Source organism: Streptomyces sp. NPDC036984 (assembly GCF_055607665.1).
Window position 1 is genome coordinate 1 of sequence record NZ_JBVJRL010000004.1, and the last position, 20,831, is coordinate 20,831.

The 20,831-nt window shown below is 70.6% G+C and carries 16 protein-coding genes and 1 pseudogene; 12 read left to right on the forward strand and 5 right to left on the reverse strand.

Annotation, left to right across the window (positions count from 1 at the left end; genetic code table 11):
* The 5 genes and pseudogenes from ACZ7DL_RS09460 to ACZ7DL_RS09480 all read left to right on the forward strand — a co-directional run.
* A partial coding sequence (locus tag ACZ7DL_RS09460; RefSeq protein WP_470772808.1) for an ABC transporter permease occupies positions 1-804 on the forward strand: 804 nt, incomplete at its 5' end.
* A gap of 190 nt (positions 805-994) precedes the next feature.
* A pseudogene (locus tag ACZ7DL_RS09465) lies at positions 995-1,429 on the forward strand (Scr1 family TA system antitoxin-like transcriptional regulator); the annotation flags it as partial.
* Positions 1,430-1,436: 7 nt separating this feature from the next.
* Complete coding sequence (locus ACZ7DL_RS09470; RefSeq protein ID WP_470772810.1) at positions 1,437-1,631, forward strand: DUF397 domain-containing protein; 195 nt, start codon at positions 1,437-1,439, stop codon at positions 1,629-1,631.
* A gap of 80 nt (positions 1,632-1,711) precedes the next feature.
* The gene (gene recD2, locus ACZ7DL_RS09475; RefSeq protein ID WP_470772812.1) at positions 1,712-3,991 is read left to right on the forward strand and encodes an SF1B family DNA helicase RecD2; all 2,280 of its coding nucleotides are present in this window, start codon (positions 1,712-1,714) and stop codon (positions 3,989-3,991) included.
* Between the two features lie 178 nt (positions 3,992-4,169).
* Positions 4,170-5,459, forward strand: a complete 1,290-nt coding sequence (locus tag ACZ7DL_RS09480) for a citrate synthase (RefSeq protein ID WP_470772814.1) — start codon at positions 4,170-4,172, stop codon at positions 5,457-5,459.
* 630 nt (positions 5,460-6,089) lie between these two features.
* Here the strand turns inward: ACZ7DL_RS09480 and ACZ7DL_RS09485 are convergent.
* The 3 genes from ACZ7DL_RS09485 to ACZ7DL_RS09495 form a co-directional block, all read right to left on the reverse strand.
* The gene (locus ACZ7DL_RS09485) at positions 6,090-8,393 is read right to left on the reverse strand and encodes a heavy metal translocating P-type ATPase (RefSeq protein WP_470772816.1); all 2,304 of its coding nucleotides are present in this window, start codon (positions 8,391-8,393) and stop codon (positions 6,090-6,092) included.
* A gap of 85 nt (positions 8,394-8,478) precedes the next feature.
* The gene (locus ACZ7DL_RS09490; RefSeq protein ID WP_470772818.1) at positions 8,479-8,718 is read right to left on the reverse strand and encodes a heavy-metal-associated domain-containing protein; all 240 of its coding nucleotides are present in this window, start codon (positions 8,716-8,718) and stop codon (positions 8,479-8,481) included.
* Positions 8,719-8,838: 120 nt separating this feature from the next.
* Entirely contained in the window at positions 8,839-9,480 is a 642-nt protein-coding gene (locus ACZ7DL_RS09495) for a TetR/AcrR family transcriptional regulator (RefSeq protein ID WP_470772820.1), read from the reverse strand.
* Between the two features lie 166 nt (positions 9,481-9,646).
* Between ACZ7DL_RS09495 and ACZ7DL_RS09500 the strand changes: the two genes are divergently transcribed.
* The gene (locus ACZ7DL_RS09500) at positions 9,647-11,914 is read left to right on the forward strand and encodes an MMPL family transporter (protein ID WP_470772822.1); all 2,268 of its coding nucleotides are present in this window, start codon (positions 9,647-9,649) and stop codon (positions 11,912-11,914) included.
* A 30-nt stretch (positions 11,915-11,944) separates the two neighbouring features.
* Positions 11,945-12,988, forward strand: coding sequence for a zinc-dependent alcohol dehydrogenase family protein (locus ACZ7DL_RS09505; protein ID WP_470772824.1), 1,044 nt, complete (start codon positions 11,945-11,947; stop codon positions 12,986-12,988).
* A 46-nt stretch (positions 12,989-13,034) separates the two neighbouring features.
* Here the strand turns inward: ACZ7DL_RS09505 and ACZ7DL_RS09510 are convergent, their stop codons facing one another.
* A complete protein-coding gene (locus tag ACZ7DL_RS09510) occupies positions 13,035-13,235 on the reverse strand; it encodes a helix-turn-helix transcriptional regulator (RefSeq protein ID WP_059249651.1) in 201 nt (66 codons plus the stop codon).
* Between the two features lie 323 nt (positions 13,236-13,558).
* Between ACZ7DL_RS09510 and iolC the strand changes: the two genes are divergently transcribed.
* Genes iolC through mmsA form a run of 5 tightly spaced genes read left to right on the forward strand, consistent with a single transcriptional unit; the run spans position 13,559 to position 19,678 of the window.
* Entirely contained in the window at positions 13,559-14,509 is a 951-nt protein-coding gene (iolC, locus tag ACZ7DL_RS09515) for a 5-dehydro-2-deoxygluconokinase (protein ID WP_470772826.1), read from the forward strand.
* Positions 14,510-14,553: 44 nt separating this feature from the next.
* Positions 14,554-15,453, forward strand: a complete 900-nt coding sequence (locus ACZ7DL_RS09520) for a Cgl0159 family (beta/alpha)8-fold protein (protein WP_470773563.1) — start codon at positions 14,554-14,556, stop codon at positions 15,451-15,453.
* Between the two features lie 7 nt (positions 15,454-15,460).
* On the forward strand, positions 15,461-16,285 hold the full coding sequence (gene iolB / locus ACZ7DL_RS09525) for a 5-deoxy-glucuronate isomerase (protein ID WP_470772828.1): 825 nt from the start codon (positions 15,461-15,463) through the stop codon (positions 16,283-16,285).
* Positions 16,282-18,159 (forward strand): 3D-(3,5/4)-trihydroxycyclohexane-1,2-dione acylhydrolase (decyclizing), encoded by a 1,878-nt coding sequence (gene iolD, locus ACZ7DL_RS09530; RefSeq protein WP_470772830.1) that lies wholly within the window; start codon positions 16,282-16,284, stop codon positions 18,157-18,159. The genes iolB and iolD overlap by 4 nt, the downstream gene beginning before the upstream one ends.
* A gap of 16 nt (positions 18,160-18,175) precedes the next feature.
* The gene (gene mmsA, locus ACZ7DL_RS09535; RefSeq protein WP_470772832.1) at positions 18,176-19,678 is read left to right on the forward strand and encodes a CoA-acylating methylmalonate-semialdehyde dehydrogenase; all 1,503 of its coding nucleotides are present in this window, start codon (positions 18,176-18,178) and stop codon (positions 19,676-19,678) included.
* A 56-nt stretch (positions 19,679-19,734) separates the two neighbouring features.
* Here the strand turns inward: mmsA and ACZ7DL_RS09540 are convergent, their stop codons facing one another.
* A complete protein-coding gene (locus tag ACZ7DL_RS09540) occupies positions 19,735-20,559 on the reverse strand; it encodes an SCO4651 family lipoprotein (protein ID WP_470772834.1) in 825 nt (274 codons plus the stop codon).
* Positions 20,560-20,831: the final 272 nt, after the last annotated feature.

Sequence of the window (20,831 nt, forward strand, 5' to 3'; positions counted from 1 at the left end):
GCCCCCGCCCGCCCGGCCCGGCTCGCCCTCGCCGTACGCGACTCCGCCACGATGCTGCGCCGCAACCTGCTGCACGTCCGGCGCTACCCGTCCCTCACCCTGAGCCTGCTGCTCACCCCGGTCATGCTGTTGCTGCTCTTCGTCTACATCTTCGGCGACACCATGAGCGCCGGCATCGGCGGCGGTGGTCCGGACCGTTCCGAGTACACGGCCTATATCGTCCCGGGCCTCCTGCTGATGACCATCGGCAGCACCACGATCGGGACCGCGGTCTCCGTCTCCAACGACATGACCGAGGGCATCATCGCCCGTTTCCGCACGATGGCGATCCACCGCGGCTCCGTGCTCATCGGGCACGTCATCGGCAGCGTGCTCCAGTGCGTGACGAGCGTGGTCCTCGTCGGCGCCGTAGCCGTGGCCATCGGATTCCGCTCCACCGATGCCACCGTCGTGGAGTGGTTCGCGGCGTTCGGAATGCTCGTGCTCTTCGCCACGGCGCTCACCTGGATCGCAGTCGGCATGGGCCTGGTCAGCCCGAACGCCGAGGCCGCCGGCAACAACGCCATGCCCCTGATCCTCCTGCCCCTCCTGTCCAGCGCCTTCGTCCCCATCGACGCCATGCCCGGCTGGGTCCAGCCGATCGCGGAGTACCAGCCCTTCACGCCCGCCATCGAGACGCTGCGCGGCCTGCTGCTCGGCACCGAGATCGGCCACAACGGGTGGCTCGCCGTCGCCTGGTGCCTGGGCCTCGCGGTGCTCGGCTACTTCTGGTCGACCTCCAAGTTCAACGCCGACCCGAAGTAACCGCCATGACAACGCGGGCCACCTCCCGTACCGAGTCCCACCCAAGGGCGGCGTACCCCGGCATTGCGTCGGTGTGCGTCGCCCCGTTCGTGTACGTAGCCACGGCGCGACGGTAAGCCCGGCCCGGCGGCCACGGACTCACTCCCCGGCGAACAACTCCGTCGCGTCCGTTGCGTGTACGGCTCGCTGAGCTTCCAGGGTGCCGGAGCTGACCGCTGAAGAGCTGGAGTTGCGCGTGCTCCACCGCATGCGACGCCAGCAGTTCGACGTTCCTTATGTGTTGGTGATCCACCAGGCGGCCCTGCGTATCAGGGTGAGTGATCGCAATGCGTCCCGGGCTCAACTTGCCAGGCTCCTGGAGCTGTCCGGAGCCGACAACATCACCGTGCGCGTCATCCGGTTCGACCTGGATGGCTTCACCAGGGCCTCAAGCGCCATGACCTACGTGGGCGGCTCTCCATCGAAGCTGGACACGGTGGTGCGCGATGCGCCCCATGGCTCGGTGCTCATCGATTCCGAAGCACAGCTCAACACCTATCGAACGCGCTTCCTCAAGGTGGAAGCTGTTTCACTCGACCCCGATCGGTCGCGCGACTTCATCCACAAGCTGGCCAAGGAGCTGTGAGGCACCCATGACCGCCCTCGATAACTGGCAGAAGTCGTCCTGTTCGGGTGAAGGCGACGGAAACGCCTGCGTAGAGATCGCCACCTCCCCCACCCACACAGCCATCCGCGACTCCAAGACCCCCACCCGAGCCGTCCTCACCTTCCCCGCCCCCGCCTTCGCCACCTTCCTCGAGGCCCTCAAGAAGCACCCCCGCCCTTAGGCGGACGCCGGCCCGCAGGGCGGTCGGCCATGAACCCGGCTCCCGCGCCGGTTGTCACACCTCACCGGTACCGTCGGATCATGGCTCATCAGGCGGGGAACTCCACGGGCGAACGGCAGCTCGCCGTGCTCGAAGGCGTGCTGGAGCGGATCACGTACGCCAACGAGGAGAACGGCTACACGGTCGCCCGGGTCGACACCGGAAGAGGCGGCGGGGACCTCCTCACGGTCGTCGGCGCGCTGCTCGGTGCCCAGGTGGGGGAGTCCCTGCGCATGGAGGGCCGCTGGGGCTCGCATGCGCAGTACGGCAAACAGTTCCACGTCGAGAACTACACGACCGTGCTGCCGGCCACCGTCCAGGGCATCCGGCGTTATCTGGGGTCCGGTCTGGTCAAGGGCATCGGACCGGTGTTCGCCGACCGCATCACCCAGCACTTCGGGCTGGACACCCTCAAGATCATCGAGGAGGAGCCGAAGCGGCTGATCGAGGTCCCCGGCCTCGGTCCGAAACGCACCAAGAAGATCGCCGAAGCCTGGGACGAGCAGAAGGCGATCAAGGAGGTCATGCTCTTCCTCCAGACCGTCGAGGTGTCGACGTCGATCGCCGTGCGGATCTACAAGAAGTACGGCGACGCGTCGATCTCCGTCGTGAAGGAACAGCCGTACCGGCTCGCCGCCGACGTCTGGGGCATCGGCTTCCTCACCGCCGACAAGATCGCCCAGTCGGTGGGCATCCCGCACGACAGCCCCGAGCGGGTGAAGGCCGGCCTCCAGTACGCGCTGTCCCAGTCCGCCGACCAGGGGCACTGCTTCCTGCCCGAGGAGCGGCTGATCGCCGACGCCGTCAAGCTCCTCCAGGTCGACACCGGGCTGGTCATCGAGTGCCTCGCCGAGCTGTCCCAGGCCCCGGAGGAGGGGGCCGATCCCGGGGTCGTGCGGGAGAAGGTGCCCGGGCCCGACGGCGGCGGCGACGAGCCGGTCAGCGCTGTCTATCTCGTGCCCTTCCATCGCGCCGAACTCTCGCTGTCCGCCCAGCTGCTGCGGCTCCTGCGGACGGACCAGGACCGGATGCCGGGGTTCCGGGACGTGGACTGGGGCAAGGCCCTCGGCTGGCTGAGAGCGCGCACCGGCGCCGACCTCGCGCCCGAGCAGGAGGCGGCGGTCAAGCTCGCGCTCACCGAGAAGGTCGCCGTCCTCACCGGTGGACCCGGCTGCGGCAAGTCCTTCACCGTGCGCTCGATCGTGGAGCTGGCCCGCGCCCGTCGGGCCAAGGTGCTGCTCGCCGCCCCGACCGGCCGTGCCGCCAAGCGGCTGGCGGAGCTGACCGGCGCCGAGGCGTCCACCGTGCACCGGCTGCTGGAGCTGAAGCCGGGCGGGGATGCCGCCTACGACCGGGACCGGCCCCTGGACGCCGACCTGGTGGTCGTGGACGAGGCGTCCATGCTGGACCTGCTGCTCGCCAACAAGCTGGTCAAGGCCGTACCGCCGGGCGCGCACCTGTTGTTCGTGGGGGACGTGGACCAGCTGCCCAGCGTCGGTGCCGGGGAGGTCCTGCGCGATCTCCTCGCCGAGGGCAGCCCTATCCCGGCCGTCCGGCTCACCCGGGTCTTCCGGCAGGCCCAGCAGTCCGGTGTGGTCACCAACGCGCACCGGATCAACGCGGGGCAGCACCCGCTGACCGACGGGCTGAAGGACTTCTTCCTCTTCGTCGAGGACGACACGGAGGCCGCGGGCCGGCTCACCGTCGACGTGGCCGCGCGGCGGATTCCGGCCAAGTTCGGGCTGGACCCGCGCCGGGACGTACAGGTGCTCGCGCCCATGCACCGGGGGCCGGCCGGTGCGGGCGCGCTCAACGGACTGCTCCAGCAGGCCATCACGCCCGCGCGGCCGGATGTGCCGGAGAAGCGGTTCGGTGGTCGCGTTTTCCGCGTCGGCGACAAGGTCACCCAGATTCGTAACAATTACGAGAAAGGGAAGAACGGTGTCTTCAACGGCACCGTGGGCGTCGTCACCTCGCTCGATCCGGTCGAGCAGCGCCTGACGGTCCTGACGGACGAGGACGAGGAGGTTCCGTACGAATTCGACGAACTGGACGAACTGTCCCATGCGTACGCGGTGACCATCCACCGCTCGCAGGGGAGTGAATATCCCGCCGTGGTGATTCCGGTCACCACCGGAGCGTGGATGATGCTCCAGCGGAACCTGCTGTACACGGCGGTCACCCGGGCTCGGCAGCTGGTCGTCCTCGTCGGTTCACGCAAGGCGATCGGCCAGGCGGTGCGCACGGTGTCGGCCGGACGGCGCTGTACGGCCCTCGACTTCCGGCTCGGCGCAAAAAATGATCGATCAAATGAGTCGTGAAGGTCACAGAGCACTTCCAGATGCCCCTCCGAGGGGGCAGGATGAGCAGGTTGGCGGCACTGAGTGCCGCCAATAGGCCCAATGGTCGACCCCGAGTGCACTCTCCTGAGCCAAATGGGGGATGGTAGAGACAGTCAGGGCACCTCGAAGATGAGGCACTACGTCGGTGAGGGAAGACGTGAGCGACAACTCTGTAGTACTGCGGTACGGCGACGGCGAGTACACCTACCCGGTGGTCGACAGCACCGTCGGCGACAAGGGCTTCGACATCGGGAAGCTCCGCGCCCAGACCGGTCTGGTGACGCTGGACAGCGGTTACGGCAACACGGCCGCCTATAAATCCGCGGTCACCTACCTCGACGGCGAGGCGGGCATCCTCCGCTACCGCGGCTACCCCATCGAGCAGCTGGCCGAGCGCTCCACCTTCCTTGAGGTGGCGTACCTGCTGATCAACGGCGAACTGCCGACCGTCGACGAACTCTCCACGTTCAAGAACGACATCACGCGGCACACCCTGCTGCACGAGGACGTCAAGAACTTCTACAGGGGCTTCCCGCGCGACGCCCACCCGATGGCCATGCTGTCCTCGGTCGTCTCGGCGCTGTCCACCTTCTACCAGGACAGCCACAACCCGTTCGACGAGAAGCAGCGCGACCTCTCCACGATCCGGCTGCTCGCCAAGCTTCCGACGATCGCGGCGTACGCGTACAAGAAGTCGATCGGCCACCCGTTCGTCTACCCGCGCAACGACCTCGGCTACGTCGAGAACTTCCTGCGTATGACCTTCTCGGTCCCGGCGCAGGAGTTCGACCTGGACCCGGTCGTCGTGGCCGCGCTGGACAAGCTGCTGATCCTGCACGCCGACCACGAGCAGAACTGTTCGACCTCCACGGTCCGCCTGGTCGGCTCCTCGCAGGCCAACATGTTCGCGTCGATCTCGGCCGGCATCAGCGCCCTGTGGGGCCCGCTGCACGGCGGCGCCAACCAGTCCGTCCTGGAGATGCTCGAAGGCATCCGTGACTCCGGCTCCGACGTCGACACCTTCATCCGCAAGGTGAAGAACAAGGAGGACGGCGTCCGCCTGATGGGCTTCGGCCACCGGGTCTACAAGAACTTCGACCCCCGAGCCAAGATCATCAAGGCCGCCGCGCACGACGTCCTCTCCGCGCTGGGCAAGGAGGACGAGCTCCTCGACATCGCCCTGAAGCTGGAGGAGCACGCGCTGTCCGACGACTACTTCGTCGAGCGCAAGCTCTACCCGAACGTCGACTTCTACACCGGTCTGATCTACCGGGCCATGGGCTTCCCGACCGAGATGTTCACGGTCCTGTTCGCCCTCGGCCGGCTGCCGGGCTGGATCGCCCAGTGGACCGAGATGATCAAGGAGCCGGGCTCCCGCATCGGCCGCCCGCGCCAGATCTACACGGGTGTGGTGGAGCGCGACTTCGTTCCGGTCGAGGAGCGCTGAGCCCACTGAGCGGAAGGGCCTGTCCGTCCGGGCAGGCCCTGAACCAGTGATCAAGAAGCGAAAAGGAAGAAGGCGCCCTGATGCGCCGGTCCCCCCACGGGCCGACGACCAGGGCGCCTTCCCATGTCCCGGTGCGGATTCCCCCCACGGGATCCGGCCGGGCGCTCAGAAGACAGCGCCTGAATTCGCTGTCCGAGCACAACGAGCAAAACTCGCCGTGCTCCAGTGATGCGGTGCGATCTGCCGGGACAGCGCACGCTGGGAGGGCCGCTCAAAGCTTCCCGGTGTACGTGCCCCGGCAACGCTCCCCCAAGCTCTCAACGTCGTTCGAGCAGGGAGGTACCCCCATCTGGGGAAGTCCCCCAAGACATCCCCAGATGCCAGTCAGCGCCCCCCAAGACGCTGGTCTGACATCGCCAACTTAGACCTTCGAAGCCCTTCGATGGTTACGTTCGCATCACTGTGATCTGCGTCTCTTGCATATGTCCCTTAGGTGCGCAAGAGCCCCGATATAGCGATCGGGACCCAAGCGTAAGGATGATGCGCGAGCCTTGTGAAGAGCTTATGTGAGGCGCGCGCCGGACTCCAGGGGGGCTCCCGCATCGGTCCGTCCCGGCAATCGCCGCCGGGTCACCGGAAGGCCCGCAACCGCAGGCTGTTGGTCACCACGAACACCGAGGAGAAGGCCATCGCCGCCCCCGCGATCATCGGGTTGAGCAGGCCGGCCGCGGCCAGCGGCAGCGCGGCGACGTTGTAGCCGAAGGCCCACACCAGATTGCCCTTGATGGTGGCGAGGGTGCGCCGGGCGAGCCGGATCGCGTCCGCGGCCACCCGCAGGTCCCCGCGCACCAGCGTCAGATCGCCGGCCTCGATCGCCGCGTCCGTGCCGGTGCCCATGGCCAGGCCCAGGTCGGCGGTGGCGAGCGCGGCGGCGTCGTTCACCCCGTCGCCGACCATGGCCACGGACCGCCCCTCGCGCTGGAGCCGTCGTACGACATCCACCTTGTCCTCGGGCAGCACCTCGGCGAACACGTTCCCGGCGTCGATGCCGACGGTCTTCGCGACGGCCTCGGCGACCGTCCGGTTGTCCCCGGTGAGCAGCACCGGGGTGAGCCCCAGCGCGCGCAGGTCGCGGACCGCCTCGGCGCTCGTCTCCTTGACCGCGTCGGCGACGGCGAGGACCCCGCGGGCCCGCCCGTCCCAGCCGGCCAGGACGGCCGTACGGCCCTGCTGCTCGGCCTCGCGCGCCGCGCGGGCCAACTCCTGCGGCACCTCGTCGTACAGGCGCCCCACGGCCACCTCGCGGCCGTCCACGCGCCCGCGTACGCCACGCCCGGGCACGTTCTCGAAGTGTTCGGCCTCCGGCAGGGCCCACCCGTCACCCATCGCCGCCCTTGCCGGAGAGCGCTGCGCGCTCGCCCCGTTCAAGCGTTCCTCGGCGCCGGCGGCGATCGCGCGGGCCACGGGGTGCTCCGAGGCGTGCTCCAGGGCGCCCGCGAGCCGCAGCAGCTCCTTCTCGTCCTCGCCGTCGGCGACGTACACCTCCTGGAGGGTCATCCGGCCGGTGGTGACCGTGCCGGTCTTGTCCAGGACGACCGTGTCGACGCGCCGGGTGGACTCCAGCACCTCGGGGCCCTTGATCAGGATGCCGAGCTGGGCGCCGCGCCCGGTGCCGACCATCAGCGCGGTCGGGGTGGCGAGGCCCAGCGCGCAGGGGCAGGCGATGATCAGTACGGCGACGGCGGCCGTGAACGCGGCGACCGTGTCACCGGTCACGCCCAGCCAGACGCCGAACGTGCCGAGCGCGATCAGGATGACCACGGGGACGAAGACGGCGGAGACCCGGTCGGCGAGCCGCTGCACCTCGGCCTTGCCGTTCTGCGCGTCCTCCACCAGCTTCGCCATCCGGGCGAGCTGGGTGTCCGCGCCGACCCGGGTGGCCTCGACGACCAGCCGGCCGCCCGCGTTGACCGTGGCCCCGGTGACCCGGTCGCCCGGACCGACGTCCACCGGCACCGACTCGCCGGTCAGCATGGAGGCGTCCACCGCGGAGACGCCCTCCACGACCGTGCCGTCGGTGGCGATCTTCTCGCCCGGCCGTACGACGAACCGGTCGCCGACGGCCAGGTCCGCCACCGGTACCCGCACCTCGCGGCCGTCCCGCAGGACCGCCACGTCCTTGGCCCCCAGCTCCATGAGCGCCTTCAGGGCGGCCCCCGCGCGCCGCTTGGAGCGGGCCTCCAGATAGCGGCCGAGCAGGATCAGCGCGACGACTCCGGCGGCGACCTCCAGGTAGATCGTGGACGCGCCGTCCATCCGCGAGACGGTGAAGCGGAACTCGTCGTGCATGCCGGGCATGCCCGCGTCGCCGACGAACAGCGCCCACAGCGACCAGCCGAACGCGGCCAGCGTGCCGACCGAGACCAGGGTGTCCATGGTGGCGGCGCCGTGCCGGAGGTTGGTCCAGGCGGCCCGGTGGAAGGGGGCGCCGCCCCAGACGACGACGGGCGCGGCGAGGGTGAGCGAGAGCCACTGCCAGTTGTCGAACTGGAGGGCGGGGATCATCGCGAGCAGGACCACGGGGGCGGCGAGCAGCGCGGAGGCGAGCAGGCGGTGGCGCAGGGCGCCGAGTTCGCTGTCCCGCTCGGCGGTCTCCGGCGCCGCCTCGGGCGCGGGCTCCGGCGGCGGGGGTTCCTCGGCGGTGTAGCCCGTCTTCTCCACGGTGGCGATCAGGTCGGCGACCCGGACGCCGTCCGCGTAGGTGACCTTGGCCTTCTCGGTGGCGAAGTTGACGGTGGCGCTCACGCCGTCCATCCGGTTGAGCTTCTTCTCCACCCGGGCGGCGCAGGAGGCGCAGGTCATCCCGCCGATGAGCAGCTCGACCTCGGCGCTGCCCGCTATCGCGGTACCTGTCTCTGCGGTGGTGCTGGTCATGTCCGGACTCCAGACATCGGACCGGGCCGTACGGATCCAGTATCAGCTGGTCGGTACGGCCCGGTCGGGGAAAGGGAGGTCTTTCTCAGGCCTTGCCGGCCAGCTCGAAGCCGGCCTCGTCCACGGCGGCGCGTACGGCCTCGTCGTCCAGCGGGGCCTCGGAGACGACGGTCACCTCGCCGGTCGACGCGACGGCCTTCACCGAGCCGACGCCGGCGATCCGGGAGATCTCGCCGGACACGGAGCCCTCGCAGTGGCCACAGCTCATGCCCGTCACCTTGTAGACGGTGGTGACGGAGCCCGGGGTGTCGGTCTGGGCGGTCATGTCGTTACTCCTCGTCGAGGCGTAGGGGGCCAGTGGGGTCCGCGGAAGAACCCCACGTTCGAAGACTATACCCCCAGGGGGTATTTTCCAACGCGGTGCCGTCGTTTCCGATGTTCAGTGTCAGGCGCGGCCCGGCCGGTCGCCCGCCAGTGGCTCCAGGTAGCGGACCAGGACGTCCTTGGTCTCCTGGATGTAGTCCGTGCGCGCGGCGCCCTCGTGGGTGAGGACGAGTTCCAGGCCGGCCTTGTAGATGCCGAGGCAGACATGGGCGGTGCGGGTGACGTCGGCCGGGGCGGCGCCGGGCATGAGCGAGGCGAGCAGTGTCTCGATGCGGCCGATCACCGTCGTGTGCAGCTGGTCGTGCGCCTCGGCCATCCGGCCCGGGACGTCGGGGCCGTGCATGAGGGCGAAGAAGACCGGGTGGTCGGTGTTGAAGGCCATGAACCGGTCGACGGCTGCGCCGATCGCCTCCTCCAGCGGGGTGGCGGGATCGACGGGCGCGAGCGCCTCGCCGTACGCCTCCCGCATCTCGTGCATCAGCCGGTCGCCCAGCTCGATCGCGATCGCTTCCTTGTTCGGGAAGAACTGGTAGAGCGTGCCGGGTGAGACCCCGGCCTCGCGGGCGATGGCGTTGGTGCTGGCGGCCGTGTAGCCGGTAGTGCAGAAGACCTGGGCGGCGGCTTCGAGCAGCTGAGCGATACGTCGTTCGCCGCGGGCCTGCCGCCGGCGCGGCTGCTGCTCCTTCTCCCTGGTGTCGGACACGCGTTTTCCCCAGCTCTCCGAACGCGATTGACAAACGCGAGTGGTCGCTCGCATTCTGGTGAAACGCGAGCGATCTCTCGTGTTTGCCAAGTCTATGGCAATGGCTCATCCATGCTGCCGTGTCCGCACACGGCCTCGCTGGTCAGGGTGAAGGGGACACCGCACGATGACCGACGTCGACACGCCACCGCGCTCCGGGGACACCGCACCGCCTCCCGGCCGCTGGACCCGGTTCGTGACCGCCCGTCCACGGCTGTCGCTCCTGGTCGCCCTGGTCCTCACGGCGCTCGCCGTCCTGGCCGGCAGCGGGGTCGCCGACCGCCTCGGCAGCGGTGGCTGGGAGGACCCGGCCGCCGAGTCGACGTACGCGACCAAGGCACTGGAGCGCGAGTTCCCCGGCTCCCAGCCGAATCTGCTGCTCCTGGTCGACGCGGGCCGCGCCTCGGTCGACGACCCGGCGGTGGCCGCCGAGGCCCGGACCCTGGCCGCGCGGCTGGCGGGGGAGCGGGGCGTGACCGGAGTCGGCTCCTACTGGCAGGCCGACCCGTCGGCGGCCCCGGCCCTGCGCGCCGAGGACGGGCACGAGGCGCTGATCGCCGCCCGCATCACCGGCGACGAGAGCGCGATGGGCCGGACCCTGGACCGCATCGCCCCGCACTACCGGGGCGCGCACGGCCCGGTCCGGGTGGAGCTGGGCGGCATCGTCGCGGTGCGGCACGAGATGCAGACGGTCATCAAGGAGGACCTCACCCGCGCCGAGCTGATCGCCCTGCCGATCACGCTCGTGCTGCTGGTCATGGTCTTCGGCAGCGCGGTCGCGGCCCTGCTCCCGCTGGGCATCGGCATCGTCGCCATCGTCGGGACGAACGCGCTACTGCGCGCCCTGACGAGCTTCACCGACGTCTCGGTCTTCGCGCTGAACCTCACGACGGCCCTCGGCCTGGGCCTCGCCATCGACTACGCCCTGTTCATCGTCCGCCGCTACCGCGAGGAACTGTCCACCGGCGCCGCCCCCTCGACCGCCGTGGGCACGACCCTGCGCACGGCCGGCCGCACTGTGCTCTTCTCCGCTCTGACCGTCGCCGTCTCCCTGGCCGCCATGCTGGTCTTCCCGCAGTACTTCCTGCGGTCCTTCGCCTACGCCGGCATCGCCGTGGTCCTCCTCGCCGCGGCGGCCGCCCTGGTCCTGCTTCCGGCCACGCTGGTCCTGCTCGGCCACCGGGTCAACTCCCTGGACCTGCGCCGCCTCTTCCGCCGGGGCCGCACCCCGAAGCCGGCCGAGGGCACCGCCTGGGCGCGTACGGCCGCGCTGGTGATGCGCCGCGCCCCGCTCTTCGCCCTCGGCACCACCGCCCTGCTGGTGCTGCTCGGTCTGCCGTTCGTGGGGGTGAAGTTCGGTACCGCCGACGACCGGCAGCTGCCCGCGTCGGCCGAGTCCCACGTGGTGCAGCAGCACCTCCGCGAGAGCTTCCCCGGCAGCCCCGGCGGCGGCCTGGAAGTCCTCGCCGAGGGCCGGGCCACCGAGGCCCAGTACGCCGCCTACAAGCAGCGGATGGCCGCCCTGCCCGACGTGGTCCGGGTCGACGGCCCCCTGGTCGAGGGCGACACCGCCTACTTCACGGTCCAGCCGGAGGGCGAGGCCGTGGACGACCCCGCCCAGCGCCTGGTCGGCGACCTGCGCTCACTGTCCGCCCCCTTCGACACCAAGGTGACCGGCACGGCCGCGGTCCTCGTGGACACCAAGCACGCGATAGCCGAACGCCTGCCGTGGGCGGCCGTGTTCATAGCCGTCGTCACACTTGTGCTGGTCTTCCTGCTCACCGGCAGCGTGCTGATACCCCTCCAGGCCGTGGTGCTCAACGCGCTCAGCCTGACGGCGATGTTCGGCGCGGTCGTCTGGGTCTTCCAGGACGGCCACCTGTCCGGCCCGCTCGGCTTCACCAGCCCCGGCTCCATCGAGACCACCCTGCCCGTCCTGATGTTCTGCGTGGCCTTCGGCCTCTCCATGGACTACGGCGTGTTCCTGCTCTCCCGCATCAAGGAGGAGTACGACCGCACGGGCGACCACGACACGGCCGTGCGCCACGGACTCCAGCGCACCGGCGGGCTGATCACCGCGGCGGCGGTCATCCTCGCCGTGGTGATGGTCGCCATCGGCACCTCCCGGGTGACCAACACCAAGATGCTGGGTCTCGGCATCGCCCTCGCGGTGCTGATGGACGCGATGGTGGTCCGCAGCCTCCTGGTCCCGGCCGTCATGCGCCTCACCGGCCGCGCCACCTGGTGGGCCCCGGCTCCCCTGCGGCGCTTCCACCAACGGTTCGGTATGAGCGAGGGCGAGCAGGACGCGCCCCGAAGCGATGCGGGGGACGGCGCGATGAGCCACAAGGAACCGGCACTGGCCACCCACCCCGGCGGCCCCCGGAGCGTCTAGCCTGCGTGCAGGTTTCCGGAAGGAGCGCGCATGCGAGCCGTGGTCTTCGAGCGATACGGCGAACCCGCCGAGATACGCGAGGTGCCCGACCCCCACCCGGCCCCTCACGGAGTGATCGTCCGCGTGGAGGCGACCGGCCTGTGCCGGAGCGACTGGCACGGCTGGATGGGCCACGACCCGGACATCTCGCTGCCGCACGTCCCCGGTCATGAACTCGCCGGGGTGGTGGAGGCGGTGGGCGCCCGGGTCACCGGATGGCGGCCCGGCGACCGGGTCACCGTGCCGTTCGTCTGCGCCTGCGGCAGCTGCGCGTCCTGTGCGGCGGGCGACCAGCAGGTGTGCGAACGGCAGACCCAGCCCGGCTTCCACCACTGGGGATCCTTCGCCGAGTTCGTGGCGCTCGACCACGCCGACGTCAACCTCGTCGCCCTCCCGGACGACATGACGTACACCACCGCCGCAGCCCTCGGCTGCCGGTTCGCCACCGCCTTCCGCGCGGTGGTGCAGCAGGGCCGGGTGGCGGCCGGGGAGTGGGTCGCGGTGCACGGCTGCGGCGGGGTCGGCCTGTCGGCGGTGATGATCGCGGCGGCTGCGGGGGCCCGGGTGGCCGCCGTCGACGTGTCGCCGCGAGCCCTGGAGCTGGCACGGACGTTCGGCGCCGCCGCATGCCTGGACGCCACCGGCGTACCCGACCCGGCCGCCGCCGTCCGGGAGCTGACCGGCGGCGGCGCCCACCTCTCGCTCGACGCCCTCGGCTCGGCCGCCACCTGCGCGGCCTCGGTCGGCTCCCTGCGCCGCCGTGGCCGGCACGTCCAGGTCGGCCTGCTGCCCTCGGCCGACGGCACCACCCCGGTACCGCTGGCCCGCGCGATCGCCCTGGAGCTGGAACTCCTCGGCAGCCACGGCATGGCCGCCCACGCCTACCCCGCCATGCTCGACCTGGTCACCGCCGGGGCCCTGCGCCCCGACCTGCTGGTGACCCGCACGATCACGCTCGACGCGGCCCCGGCGGCGCTCGCGGCGATGGACACGGCGCCGGGCGCGGGCGTCACGGTCATCGAACCCCGGAGCTGACGCCCGCCACCCCCGGATCGCCCGGCCGCCGCTCCCGGGGCAGGCGTCAGCCGTCTCTGCGGCCGCGGTTGCCGGGCCGGGAGGCGACCCAGGCGCGGACGGTGTCGGCGTACCAGTAGGGCTTGCCGCCCTCCACATGATCGGGCGGGGGCAGCAGCCCGTGCTTGCGGTAGGACCGTACGGTGTCCGGCTGCACCCGGATGTGTGCCGCGATCTCCTTGTAGGACCAGAGCCGCCGGTCGGTCATGAGCCGCACCTCCCTACGCGCACCGCGGCGGCGACCGGAACGGCCGCCGGGGGGACCGGGCGCTGCGCTGACGCTCACCAAGCCTGTGCCCCCTGAACGACGCAGAGTGACCAACGGTGGGTGCCTGTGGACTGGATGTGACCGAGAGTCCGCGTATGTGCAACATGTGTGACAAGAAGGGGGTATTTGTGACACGACGGCCGCATGGGGCACCGCCCCGCCCCATCAGCGGAGTCGACTGGTCCGAATGTCCGGACAAAACATTGACAGGGCTCGGCGTCCGGGACTAGAAAGCCGGGGAGAGCCATGACGAAGGGAAGCCGATGGCCTACGACCTGATCACCATGGGGCGGATCGGAGTGGACCTCTACCCGCTGCAGACCGGTGTCCCGCTCGCCCAGGTGTCGTCCTTCGGCAAGTTCCTCGGCGGGTCCGCGGCCAACGTCGCGGTCGCCGCGGCCCGGCTCGGCCGGCACACCGCCGTGATCACCCGCACCGGCGACGACCCGTTCGGCACCTATCTGCACGAGGCGCTGCGCGGCTTCGGCGTCGACGACCGCTGGGTCACCCCCGTCCCCGGACTGCCGACCCCGGTCACTTTCTGCGAGGTCTTCCCGCCGGACGACTTCCCGCTCTACTTCTACCGCCGGCCCAAGGCCCCCGACCTGGAGATCGACGCCCACGAACTGGACCTGGACGCCGTCCGCGATGCCCGGATCTTCTGGGTCACCGGCACCGGCCTGAGCGAGGAGCCGAGCCGTACGGCGACCCTCGCGGCCCTCGCCCACCGGGCCAAGACGCGCACGACGGTCTTCGACCTCGACTGGCGCCCCATGTTCTGGACGGACCCGGGTGCCGCCCGCCCCTTCTACGCCGAGGCTCTGCGCCACGTCACCGTCGCCGTCGGCAACCTGGACGAGGTGGAGGTCGCCACCGGGGCGCGCGAGCCGTACGCCGCCGCCCGCGTCCTGCTGGACGCCGGGGTGGAGCTGGCGGTCGTCAAGCAGGGACCCAAGGGAGTCCTCGCCGTCAACCGGGAGGGTGAAACGGCCGAGGTCCCGCCCCTCCCCGTCACCGTCCTCAACGGACTCGGCGCCGGAGACGCCTTCGGCGGCTCCCTCTGCCACGGCCTGCTGGCCGGCTGGGACCTGGAGCAGATCATGCGACACGCCAACGCGGCCGGCGCCATCGTCGCCTCCCGTCTGGAATGCTCCTCCGCGATGCCGACCGTCGACGAGGTGGCCGCCGCGCTCGACGCCGGAGCGGTGCTGTGAGGGCCGGCCGTGTCGCCGGGACGCACCGGCAGGGCGGTGACGGTGTGCGCCGGCCCCGCGTCGACGTCGCCGAGCTGGTCCGTATCCGCACCCGCCACCCCGAGGCGATCGCCGAGGCCGCCGTCCGCCGGGCCCGCAGGCCGCTGCTGAACGAGAACGGCCGGCTGATGATCGTCGCCGCCGACCACCCGGCCCGCGGCGCCCTCGGTGTCGGCGACCGCAAGCTCGCCATGGCCAACCGCGCCGACCTGCTCGAACGCCTCTGCCTCGCGCTGTCCCGGCCCGGCGTCGACGGCGTCCTCGCCACCGCCGACATCCTGGACGACCTGCTCCTGCTCGGCGTCCTGGACCACAAGGTGGTCATGGGCTCGATGAACCGCGGCGGACTCCAGGGCGCGCGCTTCGAGCTCGACGACCGGTTCACCGGCCACCGCCCCGAAGACATCGAGCGCCTGGGCTTCGACGCGGGCAAGCTGCTGCTGCGCGTCGACTACGACGACCCCGGCTCCCTGACCACGCTGGAGTCCACCGCCCGCGCCATCGACGCCATGGCCGCGCGTCGGCTGCCGGTGTTCGTGGAGCCGTTCATCAGCCGCCGTACCGCCGACGGCACGCTGCGCAACGACCTGTCCGCCGAGGCGGTCACCCGCTCCATCGCCATCGCCTCCGGCCTCGGCGGCTCCTCGGCCTACACCTGGCTGAAGGTGCCGGTCACCGAGAACCCCGACGACATGGCCCGGGTCATGGAGACCTCCACGCTGCCCGCCGTGCTGCTCGGCGGGGACATCGGCGACTCGCCCGAGGACCAGGTGGCCGCCTACGAGAAGTGGCGCGGCGCGCTGCAACTGCCCACCGTGCGCGGCCTGGTGGTCGGCCGCTCGCTGCTGTACCCGGCGGACGGCGATGTGGCCGCCGCCGTGGACACCGCCGTAGGACTGCTGTGAGGGCCGCATGACCAGCACCGACCTGCATCTGCCCCGGGGCGCCACCGCGAACGCCCAGTACGCCGTCGACATCGATCCCAAGTTGGCCGGCTGGACACACAGCAGCCTGCGTGTCGTCGAGTCGGCGCCCGGCGGCAGCCATACGTTCACCACCGGGGACAGTGAATGGATCGTGCTTCCGCTGGAAGGCGGATGTACCGTACAAATTGAGGGAAACGAGTTTCAACTCCTGGGCCGGGAAAGCGTGTTCACCGGAGTCTCCGACTTCGTGTACGCGCCCCGGGACACCCGGGTCATGATCACCTCCGGCGCGGGAGGCCGCTTCGCCCTGGCAGGAGCGAAGTGCGAGCGACGACTCCCCGCCCGCTACGGCCCCGCGCCGGAGGTCCCCGTCGAGGAGCGCGGCAGCGGCAGCTGCGCCCGCCGGGTGCGCAACTTCGCCTCCGCCGACTCCTTCGACTGCGACAAGCTGATCGCCGTCGAGGTGATCACCCCTGGCGGCAACTGGTCCTCGTACCCGCCGCACAAGCACGACGAGCACCGGCCGGGCGAGGAGTCCGAGCTGGAGGAGATCTACTACTTCGAGATCGACGGCCCGAAGGGGCTCGGCTACCAGCGGGTGTTCCCCTCTCGCGCGGGTGGTGCCGACGTCCTCGCCGAGGTCCGCTCCGGCGATGCCGTCCTCGTCCCCGACGGCTGGCACGGCCCGTCCATCGCCCAGCCCGGCCATGACATGTACTACCTGAACGTCATGGCGGGCCCGGGCGAGACCCGGGAGTGGCGGATCTGCTTCCACCCCGACCACACCGAGACCACAGGGGGGTACCGATGACGATCCGGTTGACCGTCGCCCAGGCGCTCGTCCGCTTCCTCGCCGCCCAGTACACCGAGCGGGACGGCGAGCGGCAGCGGCTGATCGGCGCCACCTGGGGCATCTTCGGCCACGGCAACGTCGCCGGGATCGGCCAGGCGCTGATCGAGTACGGCGACGCCATGCCGTACCACCAGGGCCGTAACGAGCAGTCGATGGTGCACGCGGCGGTCGGCTATGCGAGGCAGTCCAACCGCCTGTCCACGCACGCCGTCACGACCTCCATCGGCCCGGGCGCGACCAACCTGGTCACCGGCGCCGCCCTCGCGACCATCAACCACCTCCCGGTCCTGCTCCTGCCGGGCGACGTCTTCGCGACCCGCCCGGCCGACCCGGTCCTCCAGCAGCTGGAGGTGCCGTACGCGGGCGATGTGTCGGTCAACGACACCCTGCGCCCGGTGTCGAAGTACTTCGACCGCATCACCCGGCCGGAGGCCCTGATTCCGTCAGCGCTCCAGGCCATGCGGGTCCTCACCGACCCGGTGGAGACCGGCGCGGTCACCCTCGCCCTGCCGCAGGACGTGCAGGCCGAGGCGTACGACTGGCCGGAGGAGTTCTTCGCCGAGCGGGTGTGGGTCGTACGCCGGCCGGGTGCGGACCCGGCCGAGCTGGCCGAGGCGGTCCAGGCGATCCGCGCGGCGCGCAGGCCGCTGGTCATCGCGGGCGGCGGAGTCCACCACAGCCGCGCGGAGGAGGCGCTCGCCGAGTTCGCCTCGGCGACCCGGATCCCGGTCGCCTCGACCCAGGCCGGCAAGGGTTCCCTCCGCCACGACCACCCGCAGGACGTCGGCGGGGTCGGCCACACCGGCACCGCGACCGCCGACGAGCTGGCCCGCACCGCGGACCTGGTGATCGGCGTCGGCACCCGCTACACCGACTTCACCACCGCCTCCGGCACCCTGTTCGAGAACCCGGAGGTCCGCTTCCTCAACCTCAACATCGCGGCCTTCGACGGTCACAAGCTGGCCGGGTCCCCGCTGATCGCCGACGCCCGCAGCGGTCTCGGCGAGCTGACCGAGGCGCTGGTCCTGCGCGAGCACACCGTCGCCGACTCCTATGTCGGCGAGTACACCGAGGACAAGGAGCGCTGGGAGCAGCGCGTCGACGCCTGCTTCGAGGCCGAGGAGCCCGAGGCGCGGCCGACCCAGCCGCAGGTCCTCGGCGCCCTGGACGCGCTGGTGGACGAGTCGGACATCATCATCAACGCGGCCGGCTCCCTCCCCGGCGACCTGCACAAGCTGTGGCGGGCGCGGTCCCGCGACCAGTACCACCTGGAGTACGGCTACTCCTGCATGGGCTACGAGATCCCGGCCGCCCTCGGCGTGAAGCTCGCCGCGCCCGAGCGGAACGTATGGGCGCTGGTCGGCGACGGCACGTATCTGATGATGCCGACGGAGATCGTGACCGCCGTGCAGGAGGGCATCGCGATCAAGATCCTGCTGGTGCAGAACCACGGGTACGCCTCGATCGGCGGCCTGTCGGAGTCCGTCGGTGGCGAGCGGTTCGGCACCGCCTACCGCTACACCGCCGGGGACGGCACCTTCACCGGCGCCCCGCTGCCCGTCGACCTCGCCGCCAACGCGGCCAGCCTCGGGATGCGGGTGCTGCGCGCGAAGACCGTACGGGACCTGCGCGCCGCGCTCGCCGAGGCGCGGGCCGCCGACACTCCCACATGTGTCTACGTGGAGACCGAAACGTCCGACACTGTGTCGGGCGCGCCTCCGGCGCAGGCCTGGTGGGATGTTCCTGTGGCCGAGACCGCGACCCGACCGTCGGCGGTCAAGGCACGTGAGCTGTACGAACGGCACGTCTCGACCCGACGCCGCCATCTGTAAGAAGGAGTCTCTGGGCATGACGAAGATCGTCAACCACTGGATCGGCGGGAAGACCGTCGAAGGCGCGTCGGGTACGTACGGGCCGGTCACGGACCCGGCGACCGGCGCGGTCACCACGAAGGTCGCGTTCGCGTCGGTGGAGGAGGTGGACGCGGCGGTCGCGGCGGCCAAGGACGCCTATCTGACCTGGGGCCAGTCCTCGCTGGCGCAGCGGACGACCGTCCTCTTCGCTTTCCGCGCGCTGCTGGACGCCCACCGCGACGAGATCGCCGAGCTGATCACCGCCGAGCACGGCAAGGTGCACTCGGACGCCCTCGGTGAGGTCGCGCGCGGCCTGGAGATCGTCGATCTCGCGTGCGGGATCAACGTCCAGCTGAAGGGCGAGCTGTCCACGCAGGTCGCGAGCCGGGTCGACGTGGCGGCGATCCGCCAGCCGCTCGGTGTCGTCGCCGGCATCACGCCGTTCAATTTCCCGGCGATGGTCCCGATGTGGATGTTCCCGATCGCCATCGCGTGCGGCAACACCTTCGTGCTGAAGCCGAGCGAGAAGGACCCGTCGGCGTCGATGAAGATCGCCGAGCTGCTCTCGGAGGCCGGCCTGCCCGACGGCGTCTTCAACGTCGTCCACGGTGACAAGGTCGCCGTGGACCGGCTGCTGGAGCACCCGGACGTCAAGGCGGTCTCCTTCGTCGGCTCCACCCCGATCGCCCGCTACATCCACACCACCGCCTCCGCGGCCGGCAAGCGCGTCCAGGCTCTCGGCGGTGCCAAGAACCACATGCTGGTCCTGCCGGACGCCGACCTGGACGCGGCGGCCGACGCGGCGGTGAGCGCGGCCTACGGCTCCGCCGGCGAGCGCTGCATGGCCATCTCCGCGGTCGTGGCCGTGGGCGCCATCGGCGACACGCTGGTGGAGAAGATCCGCGAGCGCGCCGAGAAGATCAAGATCGGTCCGGGCAACGACCCGGCCTCCGAGATGGGCCCGCTGATCACCGCCGCCCACCGTGACAAGGTGGCCTCCTACGTGGAGGGCGCCGCCGCCGAGGGTGCCGAGGTGGTGCTCGACGGCACCGGTCACACCGTCGAGGGCTTCGAGGACGGCCACTGGATCGGCATCTCGCTGCTGGACAAGGTGCCGACCACCGCGAAGGCGTACCAGGACGAGATCTTCGGCCCGGTGCTGTGCGTGCTGCGCGTCGACACCTACGAGGAGGGCGTGGCGCTCATCAACGCCTCGCCGTTCGGCAACGGCACCGCGATCTTCACCCGGGACGGCGGCGCGGCCCGCCGCTTCCAGCTGGAGATCGAGGCCGGCATGGTCGGCGTGAACGTGCCGATCCCGGTGCCGGTGGGCTACCACTCCTTCGGCGGCTGGAAGGACTCGCTCTTCGGCGACCACCACATCTACGGCAACGACGGCACGCACTTCTACACCCGCGGCAAGGTCGTCACGACCCGCTGGCCCGACCCGGCCGACGCGCCGGCCGGCGTGGACCTGGGCTTCCCGCGCAACCACTGAGCCGGACAGCACGGTGCCCCGCCCTCCGCGTCGGAGGGCGGGGCACCGGTGTGTTCTCAGCCCTGCTGCTGCTTCTTGAGCAGGTCGGTGAGGTCGGCGGTGCGCGCGGCGGGCGGGGCCTTGACAGTGACCGCCTTGCCGAACTTCTCGAAGTCCATGCTGATGGTCATGACGCCCAGCTTCTCCTTCAGCCGCACCGGCAGGTCGTCGGAGCCCACCCACACGTCCATGGTGATCGACTTCGTTCCGGTCGCCGTGCCCATGGGGCTGCCCTCGCCGTAGGCGTCCTTGAACTTGCCCATGCGCGCCGGGTCGATCACGGCGCGGTAGTGCGTGGTGCGCTGTCCGTTCACGGTCTGCGTGCCGAGGTTCTCGACGTCCTTGGCGTACTTGAGGCTCTTCATGGAGGCGGAGGGGCTGCCGTTGTCCCCGGAGAAAGCCTTGGCACCCTTCTCGCCGAACACGGCCGAACCGTCGACCTTGATCCAGTCCTTGCCCTTGTACGGGCCGGAGGGGAAGGCGTCGACGTCGTAGTAGTAGACGCCGTCGACGAACAGGACGTGTGTCTTGGGGGAGTGGTTCACGGCCTGCATGTTCGCGGCCTCGGTGTCCATCTCGACGTCGAAGACGTAGCCGTCGCCCCAGGAGTACGTGCCCTCCATGGCGATCGGGCCGCTGGTGCCGGTGTCGGTCGTCATACGGACCTCGGCCGAGCCGAGCGCCTCCGTCCGGTCCGTCGCCCGGGTCAGGGCCGCCATCAGCGTGTCGGCCTTGTCGACCGCCTTGACCGCCGTCTTCGCGCGCTCCGTGCCGCAGCCGGAGGCCGCCACGAGCGCCGCCGTGGTGAATCCCACCCAGGCGACGGTGTGCCGCATCTTCATGTCCCCACCCCAAGAGCCGTGTCTGCCGTGCGGGCGCACTCTAGCCGTTGGGACTGACATGAGCGCGACCGGTTATGGCGTCCGAATACCGGACGGCTGACATTTTTTTGAAACGTTGGCTGCGGTTCTCGTTCTGGCCGGACGAAACGGGTGGCGAAGGGGCTGCCTGAAGATTGCCTTTGAAAGCAAGGTCGCATTCGGTCTGGGCTTGATGGATGCACCTATAGCGCGTCACAGCCTGGGAAAGTGATGCTCCGCACGCTCATCCGGAA

Bases quoted from the DNA above. Each gene is read 5' to 3' on its own strand.
- ACZ7DL_RS09470 (WP_470772810.1), top strand. From the start codon at position 1,437: ATGACCGCCCTCGATAACTGGCAGAAGTCGTCCTGTTCGGGTGAAGGC.
- recD2 (WP_470772812.1), top strand. From the start codon at position 1,712: ATGGCTCATCAGGCGGGGAACTCCACGGGCGAACGGCAGCTCGCCGTG.
- ACZ7DL_RS09485 (WP_470772816.1), bottom strand. From the start codon at position 8,393: ATGACCAGCACCACCGCAGAGACAGGTACCGCGATAGCGGGCAGCGCC.
- ACZ7DL_RS09490 (WP_470772818.1), bottom strand. From the start codon at position 8,718: ATGACCGCCCAGACCGACACCCCGGGCTCCGTCACCACCGTCTACAAG.
- ACZ7DL_RS09500 (WP_470772822.1), top strand. From the start codon at position 9,647: ATGACCGACGTCGACACGCCACCGCGCTCCGGGGACACCGCACCGCCT.
- ACZ7DL_RS09505 (WP_470772824.1), top strand. From the start codon at position 11,945: ATGCGAGCCGTGGTCTTCGAGCGATACGGCGAACCCGCCGAGATACGC.
- ACZ7DL_RS09510 (WP_059249651.1), bottom strand. From the start codon at position 13,235: ATGACCGACCGGCGGCTCTGGTCCTACAAGGAGATCGCGGCACACATC.
- iolC (WP_470772826.1), top strand. From the start codon at position 13,559: ATGGCCTACGACCTGATCACCATGGGGCGGATCGGAGTGGACCTCTAC.
- iolB (WP_470772828.1), top strand. From the start codon at position 15,461: ATGACCAGCACCGACCTGCATCTGCCCCGGGGCGCCACCGCGAACGCC.
- iolD (WP_470772830.1), top strand. From the start codon at position 16,282: ATGACGATCCGGTTGACCGTCGCCCAGGCGCTCGTCCGCTTCCTCGCC.
- mmsA (WP_470772832.1), top strand. From the start codon at position 18,176: ATGACGAAGATCGTCAACCACTGGATCGGCGGGAAGACCGTCGAAGGC.
- ACZ7DL_RS09540 (WP_470772834.1), bottom strand. From the start codon at position 20,559: ATGAAGATGCGGCACACCGTCGCCTGGGTGGGATTCACCACGGCGGCG.